This window comes from Desulfococcus sp. (assembly GCF_041737845.1).
Taxonomy (GTDB): domain Bacteria; phylum Desulfobacterota; class Desulfobacteria; order Desulfobacterales; family Desulfococcaceae; genus Desulfococcus.
The window spans coordinates 1-17,564 of sequence record NZ_JBGSQX010000056.1; the positions used below are offsets into that span (position 1 = coordinate 1).

General features: G+C 60.2%; 17 protein-coding genes and 1 tRNA gene. 3 read left to right on the top strand and 15 right to left on the bottom strand.

Features of this window, described 5'->3' with window-relative positions; genetic code table 11:
- Nucleotides 1–35 precede the first annotated feature (35 nt).
- Nucleotides 36–992 (top strand): sigma-54 interaction domain-containing protein, encoded by a 957-nt coding sequence (locus ACEW8N_RS06180; RefSeq protein ID WP_373498960.1) that lies wholly within the window; start codon nucleotides 36–38, stop codon nucleotides 990–992.
- Between the two features lie 96 nt (nucleotides 993–1,088).
- On the opposite strand, the gene ACEW8N_RS06185 is transcribed toward ACEW8N_RS06180, so the two are convergent.
- The 11 genes from ACEW8N_RS06185 to ACEW8N_RS06235 all read right to left on the bottom strand — a co-directional run bounded on the left by ACEW8N_RS06185 (nucleotide 1,089) and on the right by ACEW8N_RS06235 (nucleotide 11,152).
- Nucleotides 1,089–1,289 carry a hypothetical protein gene (locus ACEW8N_RS06185; RefSeq protein WP_373498934.1) on the bottom strand — a complete coding sequence of 67 codons (201 nt, stop codon included), beginning with the start codon at nucleotides 1,287–1,289 and terminating at the stop codon, nucleotides 1,089–1,091.
- Nucleotides 1,261–1,566 (bottom strand): addiction module antidote protein, encoded by a 306-nt coding sequence (locus tag ACEW8N_RS06190; protein ID WP_373498935.1) that lies wholly within the window; start codon nucleotides 1,564–1,566, stop codon nucleotides 1,261–1,263. The genes ACEW8N_RS06185 and ACEW8N_RS06190 overlap by 29 nt, the downstream gene beginning before the upstream one ends.
- Before the next feature lie 9 nt (nucleotides 1,567–1,575).
- Nucleotides 1,576–1,866 carry a type II toxin-antitoxin system RelE/ParE family toxin gene (locus ACEW8N_RS06195; protein ID WP_373498936.1) on the bottom strand — a complete coding sequence of 97 codons (291 nt, stop codon included), beginning with the start codon at nucleotides 1,864–1,866 and terminating at the stop codon, nucleotides 1,576–1,578.
- 906 nt (nucleotides 1,867–2,772) lie between these two features.
- On the bottom strand, nucleotides 2,773–3,513 hold the full coding sequence (locus ACEW8N_RS06200) for a hypothetical protein (protein ID WP_373498937.1): 741 nt from the start codon (nucleotides 3,511–3,513) through the stop codon (nucleotides 2,773–2,775).
- Nucleotides 3,514–4,009: 496 nt separating this feature from the next.
- Nucleotides 4,010–4,471: a hydrogenase maturation protease gene (locus tag ACEW8N_RS06205; RefSeq protein ID WP_373498938.1), complete on the bottom strand. Its 462-nt coding sequence runs from the start codon at nucleotides 4,469–4,471 to the stop codon at nucleotides 4,010–4,012.
- 5 nt (nucleotides 4,472–4,476) lie between these two features.
- Nucleotides 4,477–5,925 (bottom strand): Ni/Fe hydrogenase subunit alpha, encoded by a 1,449-nt coding sequence (locus tag ACEW8N_RS06210; RefSeq protein WP_373498939.1) that lies wholly within the window; start codon nucleotides 5,923–5,925, stop codon nucleotides 4,477–4,479.
- Nucleotides 5,926–5,943: 18 nt separating this feature from the next.
- A complete protein-coding gene (locus ACEW8N_RS06215; protein ID WP_373498940.1) occupies nucleotides 5,944–6,498 on the bottom strand; it encodes an NADP oxidoreductase in 555 nt (184 codons plus the stop codon).
- A gap of 1 nt (nucleotide 6,499) precedes the next feature.
- The gene (hoxU, locus tag ACEW8N_RS06220) at nucleotides 6,500–7,222 is read right to left on the bottom strand and encodes a bidirectional hydrogenase complex protein HoxU (RefSeq protein ID WP_373498941.1); all 723 of its coding nucleotides are present in this window, start codon (nucleotides 7,220–7,222) and stop codon (nucleotides 6,500–6,502) included.
- A 58-nt stretch (nucleotides 7,223–7,280) separates the two neighbouring features.
- Nucleotides 7,281–8,951 (bottom strand): NADH-ubiquinone oxidoreductase-F iron-sulfur binding region domain-containing protein, encoded by a 1,671-nt coding sequence (locus tag ACEW8N_RS06225; protein WP_373498942.1) that lies wholly within the window; start codon nucleotides 8,949–8,951, stop codon nucleotides 7,281–7,283.
- The gene (hoxE, locus tag ACEW8N_RS06230; RefSeq protein ID WP_373498943.1) at nucleotides 8,948–9,544 is read right to left on the bottom strand and encodes a bidirectional hydrogenase complex protein HoxE; all 597 of its coding nucleotides are present in this window, start codon (nucleotides 9,542–9,544) and stop codon (nucleotides 8,948–8,950) included. The genes ACEW8N_RS06225 and hoxE overlap by 4 nt, the downstream gene beginning before the upstream one ends.
- A gap of 96 nt (nucleotides 9,545–9,640) precedes the next feature.
- Nucleotides 9,641–11,152: a DUF2235 domain-containing protein gene (locus tag ACEW8N_RS06235; RefSeq protein ID WP_373498944.1), complete on the bottom strand. Its 1,512-nt coding sequence runs from the start codon at nucleotides 11,150–11,152 to the stop codon at nucleotides 9,641–9,643.
- A gap of 485 nt (nucleotides 11,153–11,637) precedes the next feature.
- Here ACEW8N_RS06235 and ACEW8N_RS06240 point away from each other — a divergent pair, with 485 nt between their 5' ends.
- Nucleotides 11,638–13,371: a DUF262 domain-containing protein gene (locus ACEW8N_RS06240; RefSeq protein WP_373498945.1), complete on the top strand. Its 1,734-nt coding sequence runs from the start codon at nucleotides 11,638–11,640 to the stop codon at nucleotides 13,369–13,371.
- A complete protein-coding gene (locus tag ACEW8N_RS06245) occupies nucleotides 13,365–14,300 on the top strand; it encodes a hydroxymethylglutaryl-CoA lyase (protein ID WP_373498946.1) in 936 nt (311 codons plus the stop codon). Before ACEW8N_RS06240 ends, ACEW8N_RS06245 begins: the two co-directional genes overlap by 7 nt.
- 55 nt (nucleotides 14,301–14,355) lie before the next feature.
- Here the strand turns inward: ACEW8N_RS06245 and ACEW8N_RS06250 are convergent, their stop codons facing one another.
- From ACEW8N_RS06250 to ACEW8N_RS06265, 4 genes are all read right to left on the bottom strand, one after another.
- Nucleotides 14,356–14,919 carry a hypothetical protein gene (locus ACEW8N_RS06250; RefSeq protein WP_373498947.1) on the bottom strand — a complete coding sequence of 188 codons (564 nt, stop codon included), beginning with the start codon at nucleotides 14,917–14,919 and terminating at the stop codon, nucleotides 14,356–14,358.
- An 87-nt stretch (nucleotides 14,920–15,006) separates the two neighbouring features.
- Nucleotides 15,007–15,888, bottom strand: coding sequence for a DUF72 domain-containing protein (locus tag ACEW8N_RS06255; protein WP_373498948.1), 882 nt, complete (start codon nucleotides 15,886–15,888; stop codon nucleotides 15,007–15,009).
- A gap of 179 nt (nucleotides 15,889–16,067) precedes the next feature.
- Nucleotides 16,068–16,142, bottom strand: a tRNA-Val gene (locus tag ACEW8N_RS06260).
- A 70-nt stretch (nucleotides 16,143–16,212) separates the two neighbouring features.
- Nucleotides 16,213–17,532 (bottom strand): hypothetical protein, encoded by a 1,320-nt coding sequence (locus ACEW8N_RS06265; RefSeq protein ID WP_373498949.1) that lies wholly within the window; start codon nucleotides 17,530–17,532, stop codon nucleotides 16,213–16,215.
- Nucleotides 17,533–17,564: the final 32 nt, after the last annotated feature.

A 17,564-nucleotide genomic window follows, 5' to 3' on the forward strand; every position in this document is an offset into this window, starting at 1 on the left:
CTGCGCTGGGAGATCTGCTTGGACAGAGCCCTGCTTTGCAAGCTGTCGCGCGTCAAATAGAACTGGTTGCTCCTACGGATTCCGCCGTGTTGATTCTTGGCGAGAGTGGTACCGGCAAAGAAGTCGTTGCCCGTGAGATTCATCGCCATAGCCGACGATCCGATCGTCCCTTGATCAAAGTCAATTGTGCAGCCATACCACGCGAACTTTATGAAAGCGAGTTCTTTGGGCATTCCAAAGGTTCTTTTACAGGCGCATTGCGAGACCGCGTAGGACGATTTGAACTCGCCGATAAAGGGACCCTGTTTCTGGATGAGATCGGGGAGCTGCCCGCCGAGGCCCAGGTGAGGCTCCTCCGGGTGCTCCAGGAAAAGGAGATCGATCGGATCGGGGGAAGCGGCCCGGTCAAGGTGGATATCCGGATCATCGCGGCGACCCACCGGGACCTGGAGGAGATGCTGGAGCTGCGGAAATTCCGACACGATCTCTATTTCCGGCTCCGGGTGTTTCCCATCGTCCTCCCGCCCCTGAGGGAACGGAAAACGGATATTCCCGCCCTGGTGCAGCATTTCATCCTGAAGAAATCGCGGGAGATGAAGCGGCTGGTGGTGCCGTCGCCCACCCCGGAGGCCATCGAGCGCCTCATGGCCTACCACTGGCCGGGCAACGTCCGGGAGCTGGAGAACGCGGTCGAGCGCTCCCTGATCCTGAACCCGGGCGACCGGCTCTTTTTCAACGAGATCGGCACCCGGCTCGTGCAAAAACCCCCGGAGGGCCGTGTTGAAACGTCTGCGGGGCCGGATGAGGCCCTGGCCCTGGACGAGGCCATGGCCCGCCACATCCGGCGGGTCCTGGGCATGTGCGGCGGCCGCGTGGAAGGGGAGCGGGGGGCTGCCCGGCTGCTCGAGATCAAGCCCTCCACCCTCAGGAAGCGGATGGAGAAGCTGGGGGTGGCCTTCGGGCGAAGGGCGAAGGCCCGGCCGGGGGGGTAGGCGCCCAACCGGCTTGCTGCCGGGATGGGCGTTCCCGCTTCAGATATCGAGGGCGAACCGGATGGCCCGAACGACATCGACCAGTTTTGCTTTGTTTCATTCGTCGCCCCAAACCTGCTCCGCTTCCCAAACAGAAAATTCATCGGCGGCGACCGGTTTCCTTTCGTACCCCTGGCGGTGCTGGTGCTCCTGTTCTTCTTCGTAGACAGCTTGCCTTGTTTCCTCAAGTAATTTCTCTCGATTCATCATGATTCCCTCATATTCCAATTCAGGAATTTTCTTGAGCAGCTTCAGCATGCAGCTTCAGGCCGAGAGCGCCGATAACCTTGAGGATCGTATCAAATCCCGGAATTCTTTCTCCCGAGAGGGCTTTATACAGGCTTTCGCGGGACAAACCCGCCTCGCGCGCCACTTGAGACATGCCTTTGGCCCGAGCAATATTCCCAAGCGCTTTGGCAATGAATGCAGCGTCCCCATTCGCTTCCTCAAGGCAGGCTTCAAGGTAGGCAGCCATTTCCTCCGTCGTGCGAAGGTGCTCAGCGACATCGTATCTGGATGTTTTGGTTTTTGCCATGATGTATTCCTATAAGTTACGTGATAGGCGTAAGGCGGTTCTGATGTCCTTGGACTGGGTACTTTTGTCGCCGCCGGCCAACAAGATGACCACCTTTTGACCGATCTTTTTGAAATAGACGCGATAGCCGGGTCCAGACTCAATCCGCATTTCTGATACACCCTCACCAACTGGTTTGACATCGCCCGGGTTTCCGGCCGCTAATCGTTCAATTCGGACAAGGATGCGAGCACGAGCGCGGAGGTCTTGCAACCCATCGATCCATTTTGCAAAGGTTTCGGTTTTGCGGACTTCGATCATGGCAATGTTGTAGTCATTAGGCTACACTTGTCAAGGAATTTGTGGTTTATGGATGCCGCCCGACGGGAGCGTAGAGGCACGGGTGTCAAAGAACTCAAGAAGCAGGGTAGTTATCACCTCCACGCCCTCTTGACAGGCTGTTCCCGCAAAGGAGCGTGGCGAATGAACAAAGTCAAGTGGGTCGTGATCGCAATGCCAAACGCCTACTCTGAGCAGTTTGGCTTGTTTCTTCCATGGCCGCTTTCTGCCTGATCAGCCGGGGATATGTGCAACATTCGTTCGGTGGCGTGGGAGGGGTAGCCGTGAGGCTACTCGTTATCTCGATAGGCCCTACTTGTTATCATAAGGAGTCTCTCGAACTGTCCATGGCATAACCAACAGCCTTGATGACCAAGCCGCCCCCAGGGACGGTCGCATCAGCGAGGCCGATGAATTGTGTTGATAGGCGCGCTCGGCGGCTCGTTTTTCTTAGAAGATTCATGAGAACTGGGTCGACTAAACTCTGATGTGAGTTTTTCAAGTCCTTCAAGCTTTAGATCATGTTCGATAGAACGTGAGTTCAGTTCGTCGGTCCGAGCCTTCAGAGACTTGACTTCTTCCTGAACAACTTCAACTCTGGAGTCCATTCGGGAAGCGAACCAAACTAGAGGAACGCCGACCGTAAGAAAGAGTCCGCATATGATTGCGGTGACTTTGTATGCGAGACCGAACTCCTGCCGGCTTATGAACCGGTGACCGCCCTCGCCAATGAAGGGAGGTTCGACATCCTCTTCACGTTTGTAAGCCTTGACTTCATCGGTCGCACGGAGCGGTGCCTCGGCTGTTGAAGCCACGTCAGGTACGTGAACCAAATCTGTGTAGGACGACTTTTTGGGCGGCGCTGGTCTGAATGCCCCGGTTCTCCTGCTACGACTCACCAGCGTTGACCCCCTTATTAGAGATCGCCTGAATAAAGAGTTCTCGCTCTTTGTTGAATATCTTCCCCAGCTTTCTAACCTCTGCAATAATGTTGCCGGAAATGGGAGGTGCATAGTATCTCTGCACGTCGATATTAGCGTTGGCAGAGCCCTTCTCAGGATGTTCCGTATCAAGTTCCGCGTCATAGTAATCTCTTATGACGTTCACGAAGTCGCTCTTCTTGATATCTGGTGCGAGGCCTTCAGCGGTGGCCCGCCTTTCTTCGTATCTCATCATAAACTTAGCCGGATAGACAGGCGGAGAAATGATAGTCAGTGCCTTCATGAGGGTTGCACTAACATGGGGGTCGTTTTCTTTGAAGCGATGCTCAGCTATGATGCCAATCCGTCTTACGTCTTTTATTCTCAGAACATCGTCTATTGCGCTCCATATTGTCGCAAATTCAGCGATTGCCGTTTCAACAACCACCCCTGTGTTGGCCCCATAATGGTGTTTCGTGAATACCACGTTCTCCCGATCTATTTTTAATTCATTTCCGATTTTTTCATTGCTAAGGCGGAAGGCACCCAATTCCATGTTTGTGGCGACCTGTGAGTAGTAATCATCTGAGAGCGGTTTAGTTCCCCTTCTATCCAGAACGGAGTCAACGGCTTCTCCCCCTAAGGAGGAGACTCGAAACATCTTTGTAACTGGGCGAATGCCGATCACGATTTTACGAATCCTCAACATATGGATGCCTCCGATATCTTCGTCTGTCTCGCTCTGATCTAATACCTACCAGTATCAATAGATAGAAAATATTCAATAGATAGAAAATATTCCACCTATTCTGATATTGAGCGTATAAAACAAAAAAATAGCACTGATTTTTCAATGTTTTCTCAACAATATCAGACAGCATGGAAGCAGAAAACAATTCCCAATGGAGACCGAATCGCTCGCGAAAGCTAACGGCCCAGTTTCGCAAGATCCATCGATATTCTCATTATCCCTATCGGAAGAAACAAACCTTATCTAATCCAAATGAAAACAATAGACAATAAAATTTATGCATATTTGCTCAATTTATATGAGAAAAATGCCTATTCCGTCATGGTGCTTACCCCCATACAGTGACTTCCAAAAAATTACCACGCAGCCGCGATGGGATTGATGAAGGATTTTCAGTTTTCTGTTTTAATGTGAAAAAATAACAGGTAAAATTTTGGCTGAAGGTAATACCGGGCTATTCAGACGTCAGCCTGAAAAGAGCCTCCGGAAGGCGGGAGAGGGCCGCCTCGGCCACGTCGCTCAACCCCTCCCCGTGGCCGAAATCAACGCCCGGGACCGTGGCGATCCAGGCGGGCGACGCTTTGTGATAGAGGAGGCGGGCGCAGGCCATGACCGCCGCCGGGTCGAGGTGGTGGCCCAGGACGGGGGTGCGTGGGTCGGCCAAAAGCGGGCGCACGAGAATTTCCGGAGGCGGGCCGCCGGCTTCGGCGGAGGCGTCCCGGGCGTCCGCAAAAACGACCGTGGAGACGTCGTCCCGTGCGATCTCCAGGGCCAGCTCCGGCGTCAACTGGTGGACCGTGATGCGGCGGACGGGCCGTTTCCGTTCCCGCCAGAGCTCCTCCAGTAGCTCCCCCAGCCGCAGGCCTGCGGCGTCGTCGCTGCGAAGGGGGTTGCCCCAGGCGATGATCAGCATCATTGGCTTCAGCCCCGGATCTTTTCCTCGATCAAGCGCCCCCGGGCGTCCAGAATCTTCACGATCATGGGCATCCGGCCCACCGCGTGGGTGGAGCAGCTCAGGCACGGGTCGTAGAGGCGGATGCCGTGCTCGATCCGGTTGAGGGCTCCTTCGGTCACGGGCTTTCCCGTGATGTAAGCCCGCGCGATCTGGGCGATGGTTTTGTTCATGGCGAGGTTGTTGTTGCCGGTGGCCACCAGCAGGTCGACCTCCTGCAGGATGCCGTCTTCGTTGACGCGGTATTCGTGGAAGAGGGTGCCGCGGGGCGCCTCCGTGACGCCCGTGCCCGTGAACTGGTTCACGCCCGCCTGGCTGCGGATGTGGGGGTCATGGACCAGCGGGTCTTCGATGATCTCGGCGATCCGTTCCAGCGCGAAGAGGATCTCGATGAGGCGGGCATAGTGGGCGTGGAAGCTGCCGCAGACCGGCTTGCCCGGCTCTCCCAGTCGCCGGAACCGCCGAAGCTCCCGGTCGGCCCGGGGCGTTCCCGCGAAATCGCAGAGATTGAGGCGCGCGATGGGGCCGACCCGGTAGAGGCCCGGCACGTCGCCTGCGCCGTCTCCGTATCCCAGGGGGCGGTAGTAGGGGAACTTGAGGTAGCTCCAGGGGTGGACGGCCTCGGCGATGATCTCCCGCCAGCGGTCGTCGGCCAGCCCGTTTTCGAGGATCCTGCCGTCGGCATCCATGACCCGGAGCAGGCCGCTGTAGTGCTCCAGGCCGCCTTCGGGGGTAACCAGGCCGAGGAAGAGGCTGGGAAAATTGCCGTAGGTGTCGATCTCGCGCCGGAACGCGTCGTATCGGTCCAGGAGCAGGTCGATGGCCGTATCGGCAGTCTCGAAGGCTTCCGGCAGGGCCTGGCCGACAGCGTCGACATCCTCGGCCGTCAGGCCGTTTCGAACGCCCCCTGGCACGGCCCATGGGGGATGGACGCTCTGGCCGCCCATCCTCCGGATGATCTCCTGGCCGAACTGGCGCAGGCGGATCCCTTTCCGGGCCAGCTCCGGGTGTTCCGTGATCAGCCCTGCCACGTTGCGCCGGGCCGGATCGCTCTCCATGCCCAGGATCAGGTCCGGGCCGCTCAGGAAGAAGAAGCTGAGGGCGTGGCTCTGGACATACTGGGCATGATTGATGAGCCGCCGCAGCTTCTCCGCGGCCGGGGGGATCCGGACGCCCAGGATGGCGTCGCAGGCCTTGGCCGAAGCAAGCATGTGGCTCACGGGGCAGATGCCGCAGACCCGCATGGTGATGCCCGGCATCTCCGGGTAGGTGCGGCCCACGCAGAATTTTTCGAAGCCGCGGAATTCGGTCACATGGAACCGGGCATCGGCCGCCCGGCCGGCGTCGTCCAACTGGATGGTGATCCGGGCATGCCCCTCGATGCGCGTGACGGGTTCGATGGTGAGTTGCTGTGTCATGGTCGCCTTCCTCTGTTTTTATCCAAAGGTGCGCATCGCTTCCGGCAGCGCGATCGTCTCTCCCCGGAGCAGGGCGCCTATGGCCGTCCAGATGCGCTCCCGGTCCGGGGGGCAGCCCGGAAGATAGCCGTCCACCGGGATCACCCGGTGCAGGGGGAGCACCCGAAGCAGCAGGGTCGGCACGTCTCCCGGGTCGCCCTGGCCCGGCGGCGCCTCCCCCGGCCCTTGGGAATAGACCTCGGAGACGAGGCGGGGCGCATCCAGGCGGTTGCGCATGGCGGGGACATTCCCCGTCACGGCGCAGTCGCCGAAGCTCACGACCGTCCGGCTGTTTTCGCGGATTTTGCGCGCGTCTCTCAGGTGGTCCGTGTTGACGACGGCGCCTTCCACCAGGGTGACATCCACCTCGGGCGGGAATGTCTTGATATCGACGAGGGGGCTGTAGACCAGATCGACCTGCGCGAAGATCTCGATCAATCGCTCGCCCATATCGAGGAAGCTCATGTGGCAGCCGGCGCATCCGCCCAGCCAGACGGTGGCCAGCCGTATCCGCGGGGTTCGGCTCGTGGTCATCTCAATTCCCCCAATCCCATATGTTTTTGTCGCGGCCGCTCAGGATCCAGGTGAGAAAATCCTGCCGTTTCTCCATTTCAGCGACGCTTGCGCCCTTTTTGAAGATGGCGCCCGTGGGGCACACCTGCACGCACTTGCCGCATGCGGTGCAGCTCTGGGTTTTTCCCCAGGGGATGTTCATGCCGGTGATGACATTCGTCTGGATGCCCCGGCCCATCATGTCCAGGGTGTGGGCCCCTTCCACCTCGTCGCAGACCCGGACGCACCGGGCGCAGAGGATGCAGCGGTTGGGGTCCCGGACATTGCGCTCATGGCTGGCGTCCATGGCGAGATCGGGGCAGAGATAGTCATATCGGACGTGATCGACGCCCAATTTCGCGGCCATGCGCTGGAGTTCGCAATGGCCGTTCATGACGCAGACGGCGCAGACATGGTTGCGCTCCGCCAGGAGGAGCTCGATGATCATCTTGCGGTAGCGCGTCAGGGTCTCGGTTTCGGTTCGGATTACCATGCCCTCCTGGGTCTGTGTGATGCAGGCGGCCGACAGTCGGGGACTCCCTTCCACCTCGACCAGGCACAGCCGGCAGCCGCCCCTGGGACTCAGGCCTTTGAGATGGCAGAGGGTTGGAATGAAGATTCCGGCGTCTTCTGCGGCATCCAGGATGGTGCTGCCCGCCTGGGTGCTGATGAGCCTGTCGTTGATGGTGAGGGTGACAACCGCCATGATCAAATCCTCCATGGAAGCGTTAAAACGGCATACAGGGAAAACGAAACGACGCGGGCTACACCGCTCGGGAAAGGGCTTTGTCAAACCCGCACACCCCGGCCCGGCAGTGGTGATCCCGGATATGGGCCTCGTACTCGTCCCGGAAATATCGCAGCGTGCTCAGGGTCGGATTGGGCGCCGTCTGACCCAGGCCGCAGAGGCTCGTGTCCCTCACCATCCGGCAGAGGTCCTCGAGATTTTTCAGGTCGTCCATGGTGGCGGTGCCCTCGGTGATATGGGTCAGGATGCGGTGCATCTGCACGGTTCCCCCCCGGCAGGGGCCGCACTTGCCGCAGCTTTCATCCATGCAGAACTCCATGAAGAACCGGGCCACGTCGGGCATGCAGCTCGCGTCGTCCATGACGATCAGCCCCCCCGACCCCATGATGGAGCCCAGGGCAGCCAGGCTCTCATAGTCCATGGGGGTGTCGAGGCAGTCCGCCGGGATGCAGCCGCCGCTGGGGCCGCCGGTCTGGGCCGCCTTGAAGTCCCGTCCGTCCAGGATCCCCCCGCCGATCTCAAAGACGATCTCCCGAAGGCTGATGCCGATGGGCACCTCGATGAGCCCGGTGTTGACGGTTTTGCCCGCCAGGGCGAAGATCTTGGTGCCCTTGCTCTTTTCCGTGCCCAGCCCCGCGTACCAGTCGGCCCCCCGGTGAATGATCGTGGCGATGTTGCCGAAGGTCTCCACATTGTTGATCAGGGTCGGGGCGCCCCAGAGCCCCTGCTGCGCGGGGTAGGGCGGGCGGGGGACGGGCTGGCCCCGCCGGCCCATGATGGACTGCATCAGGGCGGTCTCCTCACCGCAGACAAAGGCCCCGGCGCCCATGCGGATATCGACGCGGAAATTGAAGGGGCTGTCCATGACGCGGTTGCCCAGAAGCCCGCCGCGCTCGGCCTGCTTGATGGCCGTTTCGAGCCGTTTGGCCGCCAGCGGGTATTCCCTGCGGACATAGATATACCCCCGGTCGGCGCCGACGGCGTAGCCTGCGATGGCCATGCCTTCCAGGACCCGGTGGGGGTCGGATTCCATCAGGGTCCGGTCCATGTAGGCCCCCGGGTCGCCTTCGTCGCCGTTGGCGACAACATATTTCCGGTCGCCCGCCGCCTTCTGGACCCGCTGCCACTTGAATCCCGTCGGGTAGCCCGCCCCGCCCCGGCCCCGAAGGCCGCTTTTCAGGATCTCCGCGCACACCTCCGAGGGCGTCATTTCCCGCAGGGCCTGGCCCAGTGCCGTGTAGCCGCCGCTTGCGACATAGCTTTCGAGCCGTTCGGGGTCGATCCTGCCGCTTTCAGCGAGCACCACCTTCTCCTGCTTGGCAAAGAACGGGATGTCGCGGGGCAGGATCCTGCCGTCGAGGGAGGGGGTGGTTCCCTGATGGAGGTGCCGGTCCAGAATGGGGCCCACCATCTCCGGGGCCACCCTTTCATAGATCACGTCGTCCCCGCCGCGGGTCTGGATCGTGACCAGCGGCCCCCGGCTGCACGGCCCCATGCACCCGGTCGCGACCTCCCCGACCTCGGCCGTGAGGTCGCGGGCCTTGACGGCATCCACAAACGCCGCATGAATCGCGGCCGCACCGGAGGAGATGCACGGCGTGCTCATGCAGCAGAGAATCCGGCAGCGGAATTTCTCCTGCTGCGCCAGTTCATCCTGGGCCATGGCCGTGAGTTCGCGTCGGTTCATGGTGCCGGTGTCTCCTTGACGGTTGGGGAGGTCATGGGGTCAGGCTCGGAGCAGGCGCCGGGGTCTGGCCCCTCGGCGAGGCCGGTCACCTGCCGTCGCACCCTGTCCACGGTGGTGGCGGGCGTTTCCTTCCCCAGGACGGCGTCGTCCAGAACCACCACGGGGGCCAGGCCGCAGCATCCCAGGCAGCGCGCCGTGGAGAGGGTGAGCTTCCCGTCGGCGGTGGTGTTGCCCGCCTTGATGTCAAACCCCTTTTCCAGGGCCGCGACAATATCATATGATTTCCCTACATAGCAGGCGGTCCCCAGGCACACGATGCAGGAATGCTCCCCCCGGGGCTTGAGCGAGAAGAAATGGTAGAAGGTGGCGACCCCGTATACCCAGCTCGACGGGAGCTTGAGCATCCGGGCGACATACATGAGGACATCCTCGGGGAGGTAGCCGAAGGCCTCCTGGGCGGCCGTCAGGACCTCGATGAGGGCATCCTGTTTGAACTGCTGCCGCTTGATGACGCGGTCGATGAGTTTGTACCGCGGATCCCCCATGGGGTGCGCCTGCTGGGCGTCCGCTTTGTTCAGGGCGGCTTCCGGCATGGTGATTTCCTCCGTGTGATGATACGACCATGATGTGCCGTAAGCGGGAAGGCGACATTGGAATGAATGGTACCCTAAAATTTGAACGAAAAAAAGTCAAAAATTCTGCCCGTGATTCCCCGCTGGTTTTTTGAGCCCTTCCCAGGCATGGGTCGCCAGTTGCTGGGTCTGGTTCCAGGCCCTGTCTTTCATGGCGAAGAGGATCCCGAAGATCAGCACCAGGCCATAGAGCGTCACCGGCGAATGCCGCAGCACCTGGATCCAGGGGGCGGCGAGGTCCGGCAGGAACTTCATGGCCATCCTCAGCAACGGGTCGAGGGGGCCGTTCGCGGAAGGGCATCCGGAGTCGCCCAGGCAGCCGAAAAAGACGGGCGAGGCCAGGTACCCCAAGGTGGTGAAGAGCAGGGCGAAATAGAGGAGCCGGCGCTGGACGACGACACGGCGCACCGGGGCCATGGCCTTCATTCGCCGGTCCATTTCCTCCGGGGTCTCGTAGACCGGGGCCGGACCCCGGGTCGCCGCCACCTCGTACCGGGTCGGCAGGCCCGTTGGGGCATAAGGCACCGCGTTTCCGGCGATCCGCTCCAGGACGCTGCGGTGGATTTTGGGGAGATGGATGCGGACGCCGTTTTTGGCATCGTCGCACAGGGCCGCGATATCGCGGGGCCTGTACCGGTAGTAGGCCCCGGCCAGGGCCCGGGAGTCATGCTGGGGGCCGCGCCAGTCGCAGCGCTTTTCGAACTCCTCCCGCCGCCGCTGCAGCAGGTGAAGCCCCGGGCTTCCGGCTTCGTCTGTCTTGGCCCCGGCCCTTTCGATCATCCAGTCGAGGGCGACCAGGGAGAGGGTATCCATGGGATAGCCGCCGCCCACATCCGAGTGTACGCCGGGAAACCAGACCTGCTCGATGCGCTCGGGGTCGGTTTCGCCGCTCTCGTCCCAGAGGACGGGGTGGAAGGTGTGGCGCTCGTCGTCCACGGATACGGCATGGCAGGCTTTCCTGACCTTGTCCGACAGTTTCTGGTCGGGAAAATGGATGGGGTAGATCAAGGCGTCCCAGAGCACGGCCATCTCGTCGATGGGGAAGCCGTAGGCGTCGACCGTGTCCCAGACGCCGATGAACTCAATCTCCGGAAGGTGGCGGGGCGTCACCGGGTCCGTCCGGCCCATGAAGGCTCGGATGCCGCGGGTCAGGAGCCCGGTCTTGAAGCGGGAGCGGTAGGCGTTGTAGTTGTGCCGCGCGGCCTTGTTCAGATCCTTTTCATCCTTGTAGTCGGTGTATACGCCGCAATAGGCGATCATGCCCGCGAGCATGCGAACGCCGAAGGCGCCCCGGCTGAAGCCGAACAGGTAGATCCTGTCCCCGGATCTGTAGTTGCGGCAAAGGAACTTGTAGAGTTCGCGGATGTTTCTCTTCAGACCCCATCCAAAGGCGCCGCCCAGAAGCTTGAACAGCAAAAATTCCTGGGACCCGACGCCGTCATGGTAGAAGGCCACCTGGTCGTCGCGGTGGAGATCCAGGGCGTCGTAGAGCCGCCAGACGTTGGTTTTGTTGCGCTTGGCGGCGCCGTTGCCGGTGCCGTCCGAGAGCAGGATGATGTTTTTGCTCATGGTCTTCCTCCTTGTGGTTGGTGTGAACCGGGGGCCTGGGCAGCGGTCCGCGGCCGGGAAAACGCCATAGGATCGCCGCCGCAGGCGATTTCATTCCGGAGAGCCGGTTTCGCCGGTGCGGGAATCCGAGGGGCGGGATGCGGCGCTGCATTTCGCAGAGTCTAATGGCGACATCAATTCTGTCGCGGCCGGAGTCGCTTGGGAAAAGAGGAATAAGGGATTCAGCGCCCGAGGAGCGCAGCTCAACTTTATGGGTAAGATAATGATAACAAGAAAAAAAGCAACAATCCGCGGATAGGGCTGCCAAACAGCGATGGACGGCGGCGCTGATCCGGGCCTTGGCCCTATCCAAACGGCCCCGAGCGCAGCATGTTGCCCTGGATGGGATCACGGGGCTTTTGTTTTTTGGGGATACCGTGTACAAATGGATCGATAAAGGTGGATTTAAAAACGTTCCCAGGCGTTGCGGCAAAGGAGGATTGACGATGACCACCCTGAATTTCAATACGACAAACGCAACCTTTCGGCATTTGATGGGGAACGGTTTGAGCTATCATGTGCCGCCTTTCCAACGGGATTATTCCTGGACCGAGGATGAGTGGGATGATCTCTGGCAGGATATTCTGGGGCTGTTCGAAGCAGACGGCGAGTCTTCCCACTACATGGGGTATCTGGTGCTTCAGTCCTCTGACAGCAAACGGTTCGACATCATCGACGGTCAACAGCGGATGACCACCATCAGTGTGATGATTCTTGCCGGGTTGGGGCATCTTCTGGACCTGGTGGCCGCCGGACAGGATCCGGAAGATAACGCCAAGCGAAAGGAGCAGCTCCAGAACAGTTACATCGGCTATCTGGATCCGGTGAGTCTGGTGGCGCGTTCGAAGCTGGTGTTGAATCGCCACAACAACCGCTTTTATAAAAACTATCTGGTTCCGCTGGAAAAGCTGCCTCAAAGAGGATTGAACGCCTCCGAGCATCAACTGCGAAAAGCCTTCCTTTGGTTCAAGGAGAGAGTGAAAGCGCGCTGCGGCATGACACCCGAAAGCGGGAGGGCAGTGGCCGCCTTTTTGGACACACTGGTGGACAAGCTGTTCTTCACGGTCATCACCGTGACCGATGAGCTCAATGCTTTCAAGGTGTTCGAAACCCTCAACGCCCGGGGGGTGAGGCTCTCGGCAACGGACCTCCTGAAGAATTATCTGTTTTCGATGATCAGCACCCAGGATACCCATGAGGCGGAAGTAAAGAGTGTGGAGGACCTTTGGGAGCGCATTGTCGGACTGTTGGGGAGCGAGAGCTTTCCCGAGTTCCTCCGGGTGTTTTGGAACAGCCGCAACAAACTGGTGAGAAAGTCGGACCTGTTCAAAACCATCCGCAGGCGGATCAGCACCCGGGACGCGGCTTTCAAGCTGCTTCGCGACCTGGATCACTCGGCGGCCGTCTATGCAGCGCTGCGGGACCCCCTGGATGCCTCATGGAGCAAAGAAGAGAAAGAGGCGCTTGGACAGCTTCAGATGTTCAATGTGCGCCAGCCCCTGGCTATGCTGATGGCCTGCCATGATAACTTCCAGGAACCGGATAGATCCGCCTTTATCCGAATCGTCAAGGCCGTGGCCGTCGTGTCGTTCCGCTACAATGTCATCTGCAATCAGCAGACACATGAGCAGGAGCGCCTGTATAACGACATTGCCTGCAAGGTTTCCGCCGGGACGCATGCAAAGCCTTCCGAGGTGATTGCCGCTCTGCGGGAGGTGTACCCGGATGACACTCAATTCAAGGCGGCCTTTTCAGAGAAGGAACTGCGGACGACCAACAGCCGAAACAAAAAAGTGGTGAGATACATACTTTTTGAGATCGAACGGCAGCGCTCCGCGCAGGATTTTGATCTTGAGAGCGCCAAGTACAGCCTGGAGCACATTCTGCCGGAGAGTCCCTCAGAGGCATGGGCTCAGATCGAGGATGCCAAACAGGATCGCCTGATCTATCGGATCGGCAATATCACCCCTCTCGAAACCAGCCGAAACCGGGATATCGGGAATGGGGATTATGCCTCCAAGCGATTTGTCTACCAGCAGAGTTCCTTTCAGATCACCCGGGAGGTTGCGGAACACTATGATGCTTGGGATGAACAGAAGATCGAAGCCAGGCAGACACAGCTTGCGAAATTGGCTACGGGCATATGGAGAATTGACTTTGGAAAGGAGCGAACATGCTGAAAATCGTGGAGGTCGGTCCCAGGGACGGGCTGCAGAATGAAACCGCGGTCGTTCCCCCGGAGGTCAAGGTCGATTTCGTGAACGCGCTCTCCCTGTCGGGGGTCGGCGAGATCGAGGTCTCCGCTTTTGTTTCTCCCCGCTGGGTGCCCCAGCTCGCCGACGCCGAGGAGGTGTTCCGAAAAATTGTGCGTAAAGAGGGCGTTGTTTATTCGGCGCTGGTGCCCAATGAAAAGGGCCTGGAACGCGCCGTCGCGGCGAAGGTCGATAAGGTTTCCCTGTTTACGGCGGCCAGCGAGAGCTTCAACCTAAAGAACATCAACACCTCGATAGCGGGCTCCATTGAGCGCTTTCTGCCGGTGGCGAAAGGCGCGCACGAAGCGGGGCTCGCGCTGCGCGGATATGTCTCGACCGCATTCTGGTGTCCCTTCGAGGGCAGGATCCCGCCTGCGGCCGTCATCGGGGTGGTGGAGCGGCTCGTCGATGTCGGCGTGGATGAAGTCTCCATCTCCGACACCATCGGAAAGGCGTCGCCGGACGAGGTCGGGATGCTGCTCGACCGCCTGTTGCCCAGTATACCCGCGGATCGGATCGCCGTTCATTTTCACGACACCTACGGCAGGGGCGTGGCGAACGTGCTGGCGTCATGGTCTTACGGCATCCGGATCTTCGACGCGAGCGCGGGCGGGCTCGGGGGCTGTCCCTACGCGCCGGGGGCGACGGGCAACGTGGCCACCGAGGCCGTGGTGAGAGCCCTGGAAAGCAAAGGGGAGGCGGTGGGCGTCGACCTCGAACAACTGGCCCGGGCCCGGCGCCTCCTGGACCCCTTTCTGGCGGACGACCGCCGCAGGCTGCCTCGGGACGGGTCGCTTGCCTGTGCCACGTGCGAATTTTCCCAAGGGGATGTCTGCTGCCGCCGGCGGAGCGTTTAAGAGCCTGCCGGGCGAAGATCCCCAGGAAGAAAGGAGTCTATCGAACGGCTGATGTTCACATGCGCTGAGCTGTTTGACGCGCCAGGGTGATCTGGCGTTGATTCAGCATGCCGGCGTTGGCGATCCTTGGATTGCGGCTGCCGTACATCAGATTGCTCGGGACATTGCCCGAAAGGGCGTGATTCGGGTCGTCGATCAGCACATGGCCAAGTTCGTGAGCCAGCAGGTTGCCGGCAAATCCCGGCAAGCCGGACCTGGCTTTCTGCCCGGAGATCGCAACGACGCGCCCGCCTCCCCAGCCGCCTTCATGGGAAGGAAGATCATAGACAAAACAAGCCCCGATCCCCCGATGTTGCGGCGTCAAATGGTTGATGAAGTGCGCCCACATCCCGTTCTCATCGGCAGGCACCATTTCAGAGCGTTCGGAAATGTTGACGGGGGAAAACTCGATCTCCGCCTCACGAATCCAGATGCGGTTTGCTTCCGCAAAGGCCTGGCTGATTTCATGACGGGTCCAGAAAGAGGGCACCGCCAGGCCGTTGGCCAGGGCCTGCAGCTGCTGTCCGGTTCGATGCGTTCGGGCGGCTCCCCGCGGTCCGCCGACGGATTGCGGCAGCAATCCAAGGATGTACGCCTGGACGGGGACATGGATTCTGGTCATATGGGCTCCTTCCTACAGAAAAGCGCCACCCACCGGCACGGCGTTTCATCCTTCCAGGATGGCTTCCATCCGGGCAATCGTCGCCGGCGCGCAGCCCTCGTAATGATTGTTGACGTTGAGGTAGACCTCCGTCCCGCCTTCCGCCAGGTCCTTTGCGATATCCGCGATCTTCCGGAGGTCGTCGTCTTTCGGTTCCACGATCCTGTTCCAGCGGTTTCCGGTGATTTTTTCCATGGCCTCCCGATCCTTTCCCATCAGCCGAAGGACGACCCGTGGATGTTTTCGAATCGCGTCGCCCCATTGTTGAAAAACTTCGGCGATGGAAGGCATCCAATATCCCTCGATCAACACCGGTGTCAGCCTCTTTTCCATCAGGAAATCGAAATACCCCGTATTGAAGTAATTTTTGTTCCGGATCTCCAGGGCATAGGCATAACCGGCGGGAATCCGGTCGAGGAACGCACCGAACCGGTCTCTGAAGACCTTGGGGCCGGGCATCTTCATTTTATTCAGGTATTCGAACTGAAACATCACCGGCCCCAGGAGGCCTTTCAATGGGTCGATCAGCGACAGGAATTTCAGGAACAGGTCAGGGGAGAGGAAGGCGGGATTGGGCACGGGATTGCCGGATGTGTCCTTCTGGTAGTAATGGGTGAGGGTGATGCTGTTGGGGGCCTTGATGGAAAATCGGAAGCGTTCGGGGACCGCGTCGCGGTATTGGAGCACATCGGCCGGTTTTGGCAGGCTGGCTCCGGCCTCCGGCGTAAACAGGGACCAGAACCATTGGTCGATCTCGACCGTGGCGTATTTCCGACTGTATTCCGCAAGATAGTCGATGTCCTTGTGGGCGCTGTAGACCAAGCCGTGCCACTCGGGGTATTTCCAACTGCAGGTCCCGATCCGGATTTTTCCATGGGTGTTGTACATTTGAGAACCTCCGGGTGTTGGGGTTGCTCGAATGTGGGGAGCGTTGCCGGCGATAAGAAAAATATTACTGCGGCACCGGCAATGTTTCTTCAGGAGCCGGGACTTTGGGGCACCAGGCACAAATGGGTTGGAAAACGAAAGAAGGGCTCACAGCCTAAGCCGTAAACCCTTGATTTTATTGGTAGGCACGATTGGATTTGAACCAACGACCCCTACCGTGTCAAGGTAGTGCTCTCCCCCTGAGCTACGTGCCTGTAAAAAGGTGATCGCTTTGCTACCAAGGATGCCTCCGTTTGTCAAGAAAAGTTTATCCGGCCGGGGATTTTATTTCGGCACCAGGGCGATGTCCAGCCGCTTGTTCGACAGGGACAGCACTTCGATCGCAAACAATTCGAAGGTGTTGGCAAGCAGGCGCTCCTTCAGGTCCTGGGAATTTCCCTCAAAGCGGACGGCGATGATGGCGGCATCGGCATTCATTTCGCGGACCTGCAGATCCATGACGCCATCCAGATCCCGCAGGGTCTGGCGGAATCGGACGAAATTGCCCAGGTTCCCGGTGCCGGAAACCGTCAGGGTGATGGATTCACTGGGGCGGACGGCGTTTTCCCAGGCCGCCCCGATGCTGGGGATCAGGTGTCCGGCCGCCTGGATGCCCGCAGCGGTCAGGGCCTCCCTGCCGCCTTCAGTGTCGTTGCGCCCTTGCCGCACCGCCGTTTCAAAGCCTGATGTGATCTCTTGACCGTTTTGGACCAGAACGGCCTTCATCGTGATGGTGGCGTTGTAGGCCGGATCCCCGCCGGCGCCCGTATCCCCGATGGCATAGGCGATGGCCTTGCCGACGATGGCCACGTCCGCCCCCAGGAGGCGCCCGATGTCTGCGGCGTCCCGGTTGTTCAGTTCGGGCTGGAAGATGATGGCGGCCTTGACGGGGACGTCCGGGGTGCCGGTGCCGTGCTCGATGACGACAAATCCGGCGGCTTCAGCCTTCCGGGCGATGGCGGCCTCGGCGTGGGCCGCGAGGGTGCCCGGATTTTCTCCCCACCAGAATCTGGGGGAGACATCGTTGAGGTTCTGTTCAGAGAGCAGGAGGAGCAGCCTGGGGCGGTCGACCGCCTGCACCGAACCGGCAGCCGCCTGATCCACATCTGCTATCGCCGGTTCCGCACCTCCCGTCGCCGGTTCCGTGTCGGCGGCCGTCGGGGCCGAATCGTCGGGCGGGGCTGTCGGTCGGAAGCCCGACAGGCCTGCTTTGAGCTGGCCTGTCGACACCACGGCCTGGAGCATGACCCGGTAGGTTCCGCCCGATGAGGCCTCTCCCAGGATCTTGTAGCTGTCGATATATTTTTCGGCTTTGCCTGCGACCGCCGCGCTGTAGGACTGGAATGCCCTGGCGATTGCTTCGGATGATAAAAGGGTCAGCGCCGCCTGGTCCACGGCGGCCGAAAGCGCGGCTTCAACAGCCTCCTGCTTGGCCAGGGCGATGTTTCCGCCCTGGATTTTCCGGGTGGCGACGACGGTGATGGCATTGTCGGGGCCGGGCTGGGCGCCGGGAGGCCCCTCGGCACTCGACGGAACCGAGGCGAGAAACACTATCGCCATGGCCAGGAACAGGGCACGGCCGGGGTGGATGACAGAAACGCGCATGGGTGTCCTAACCTCCATTGGATGATGATGGG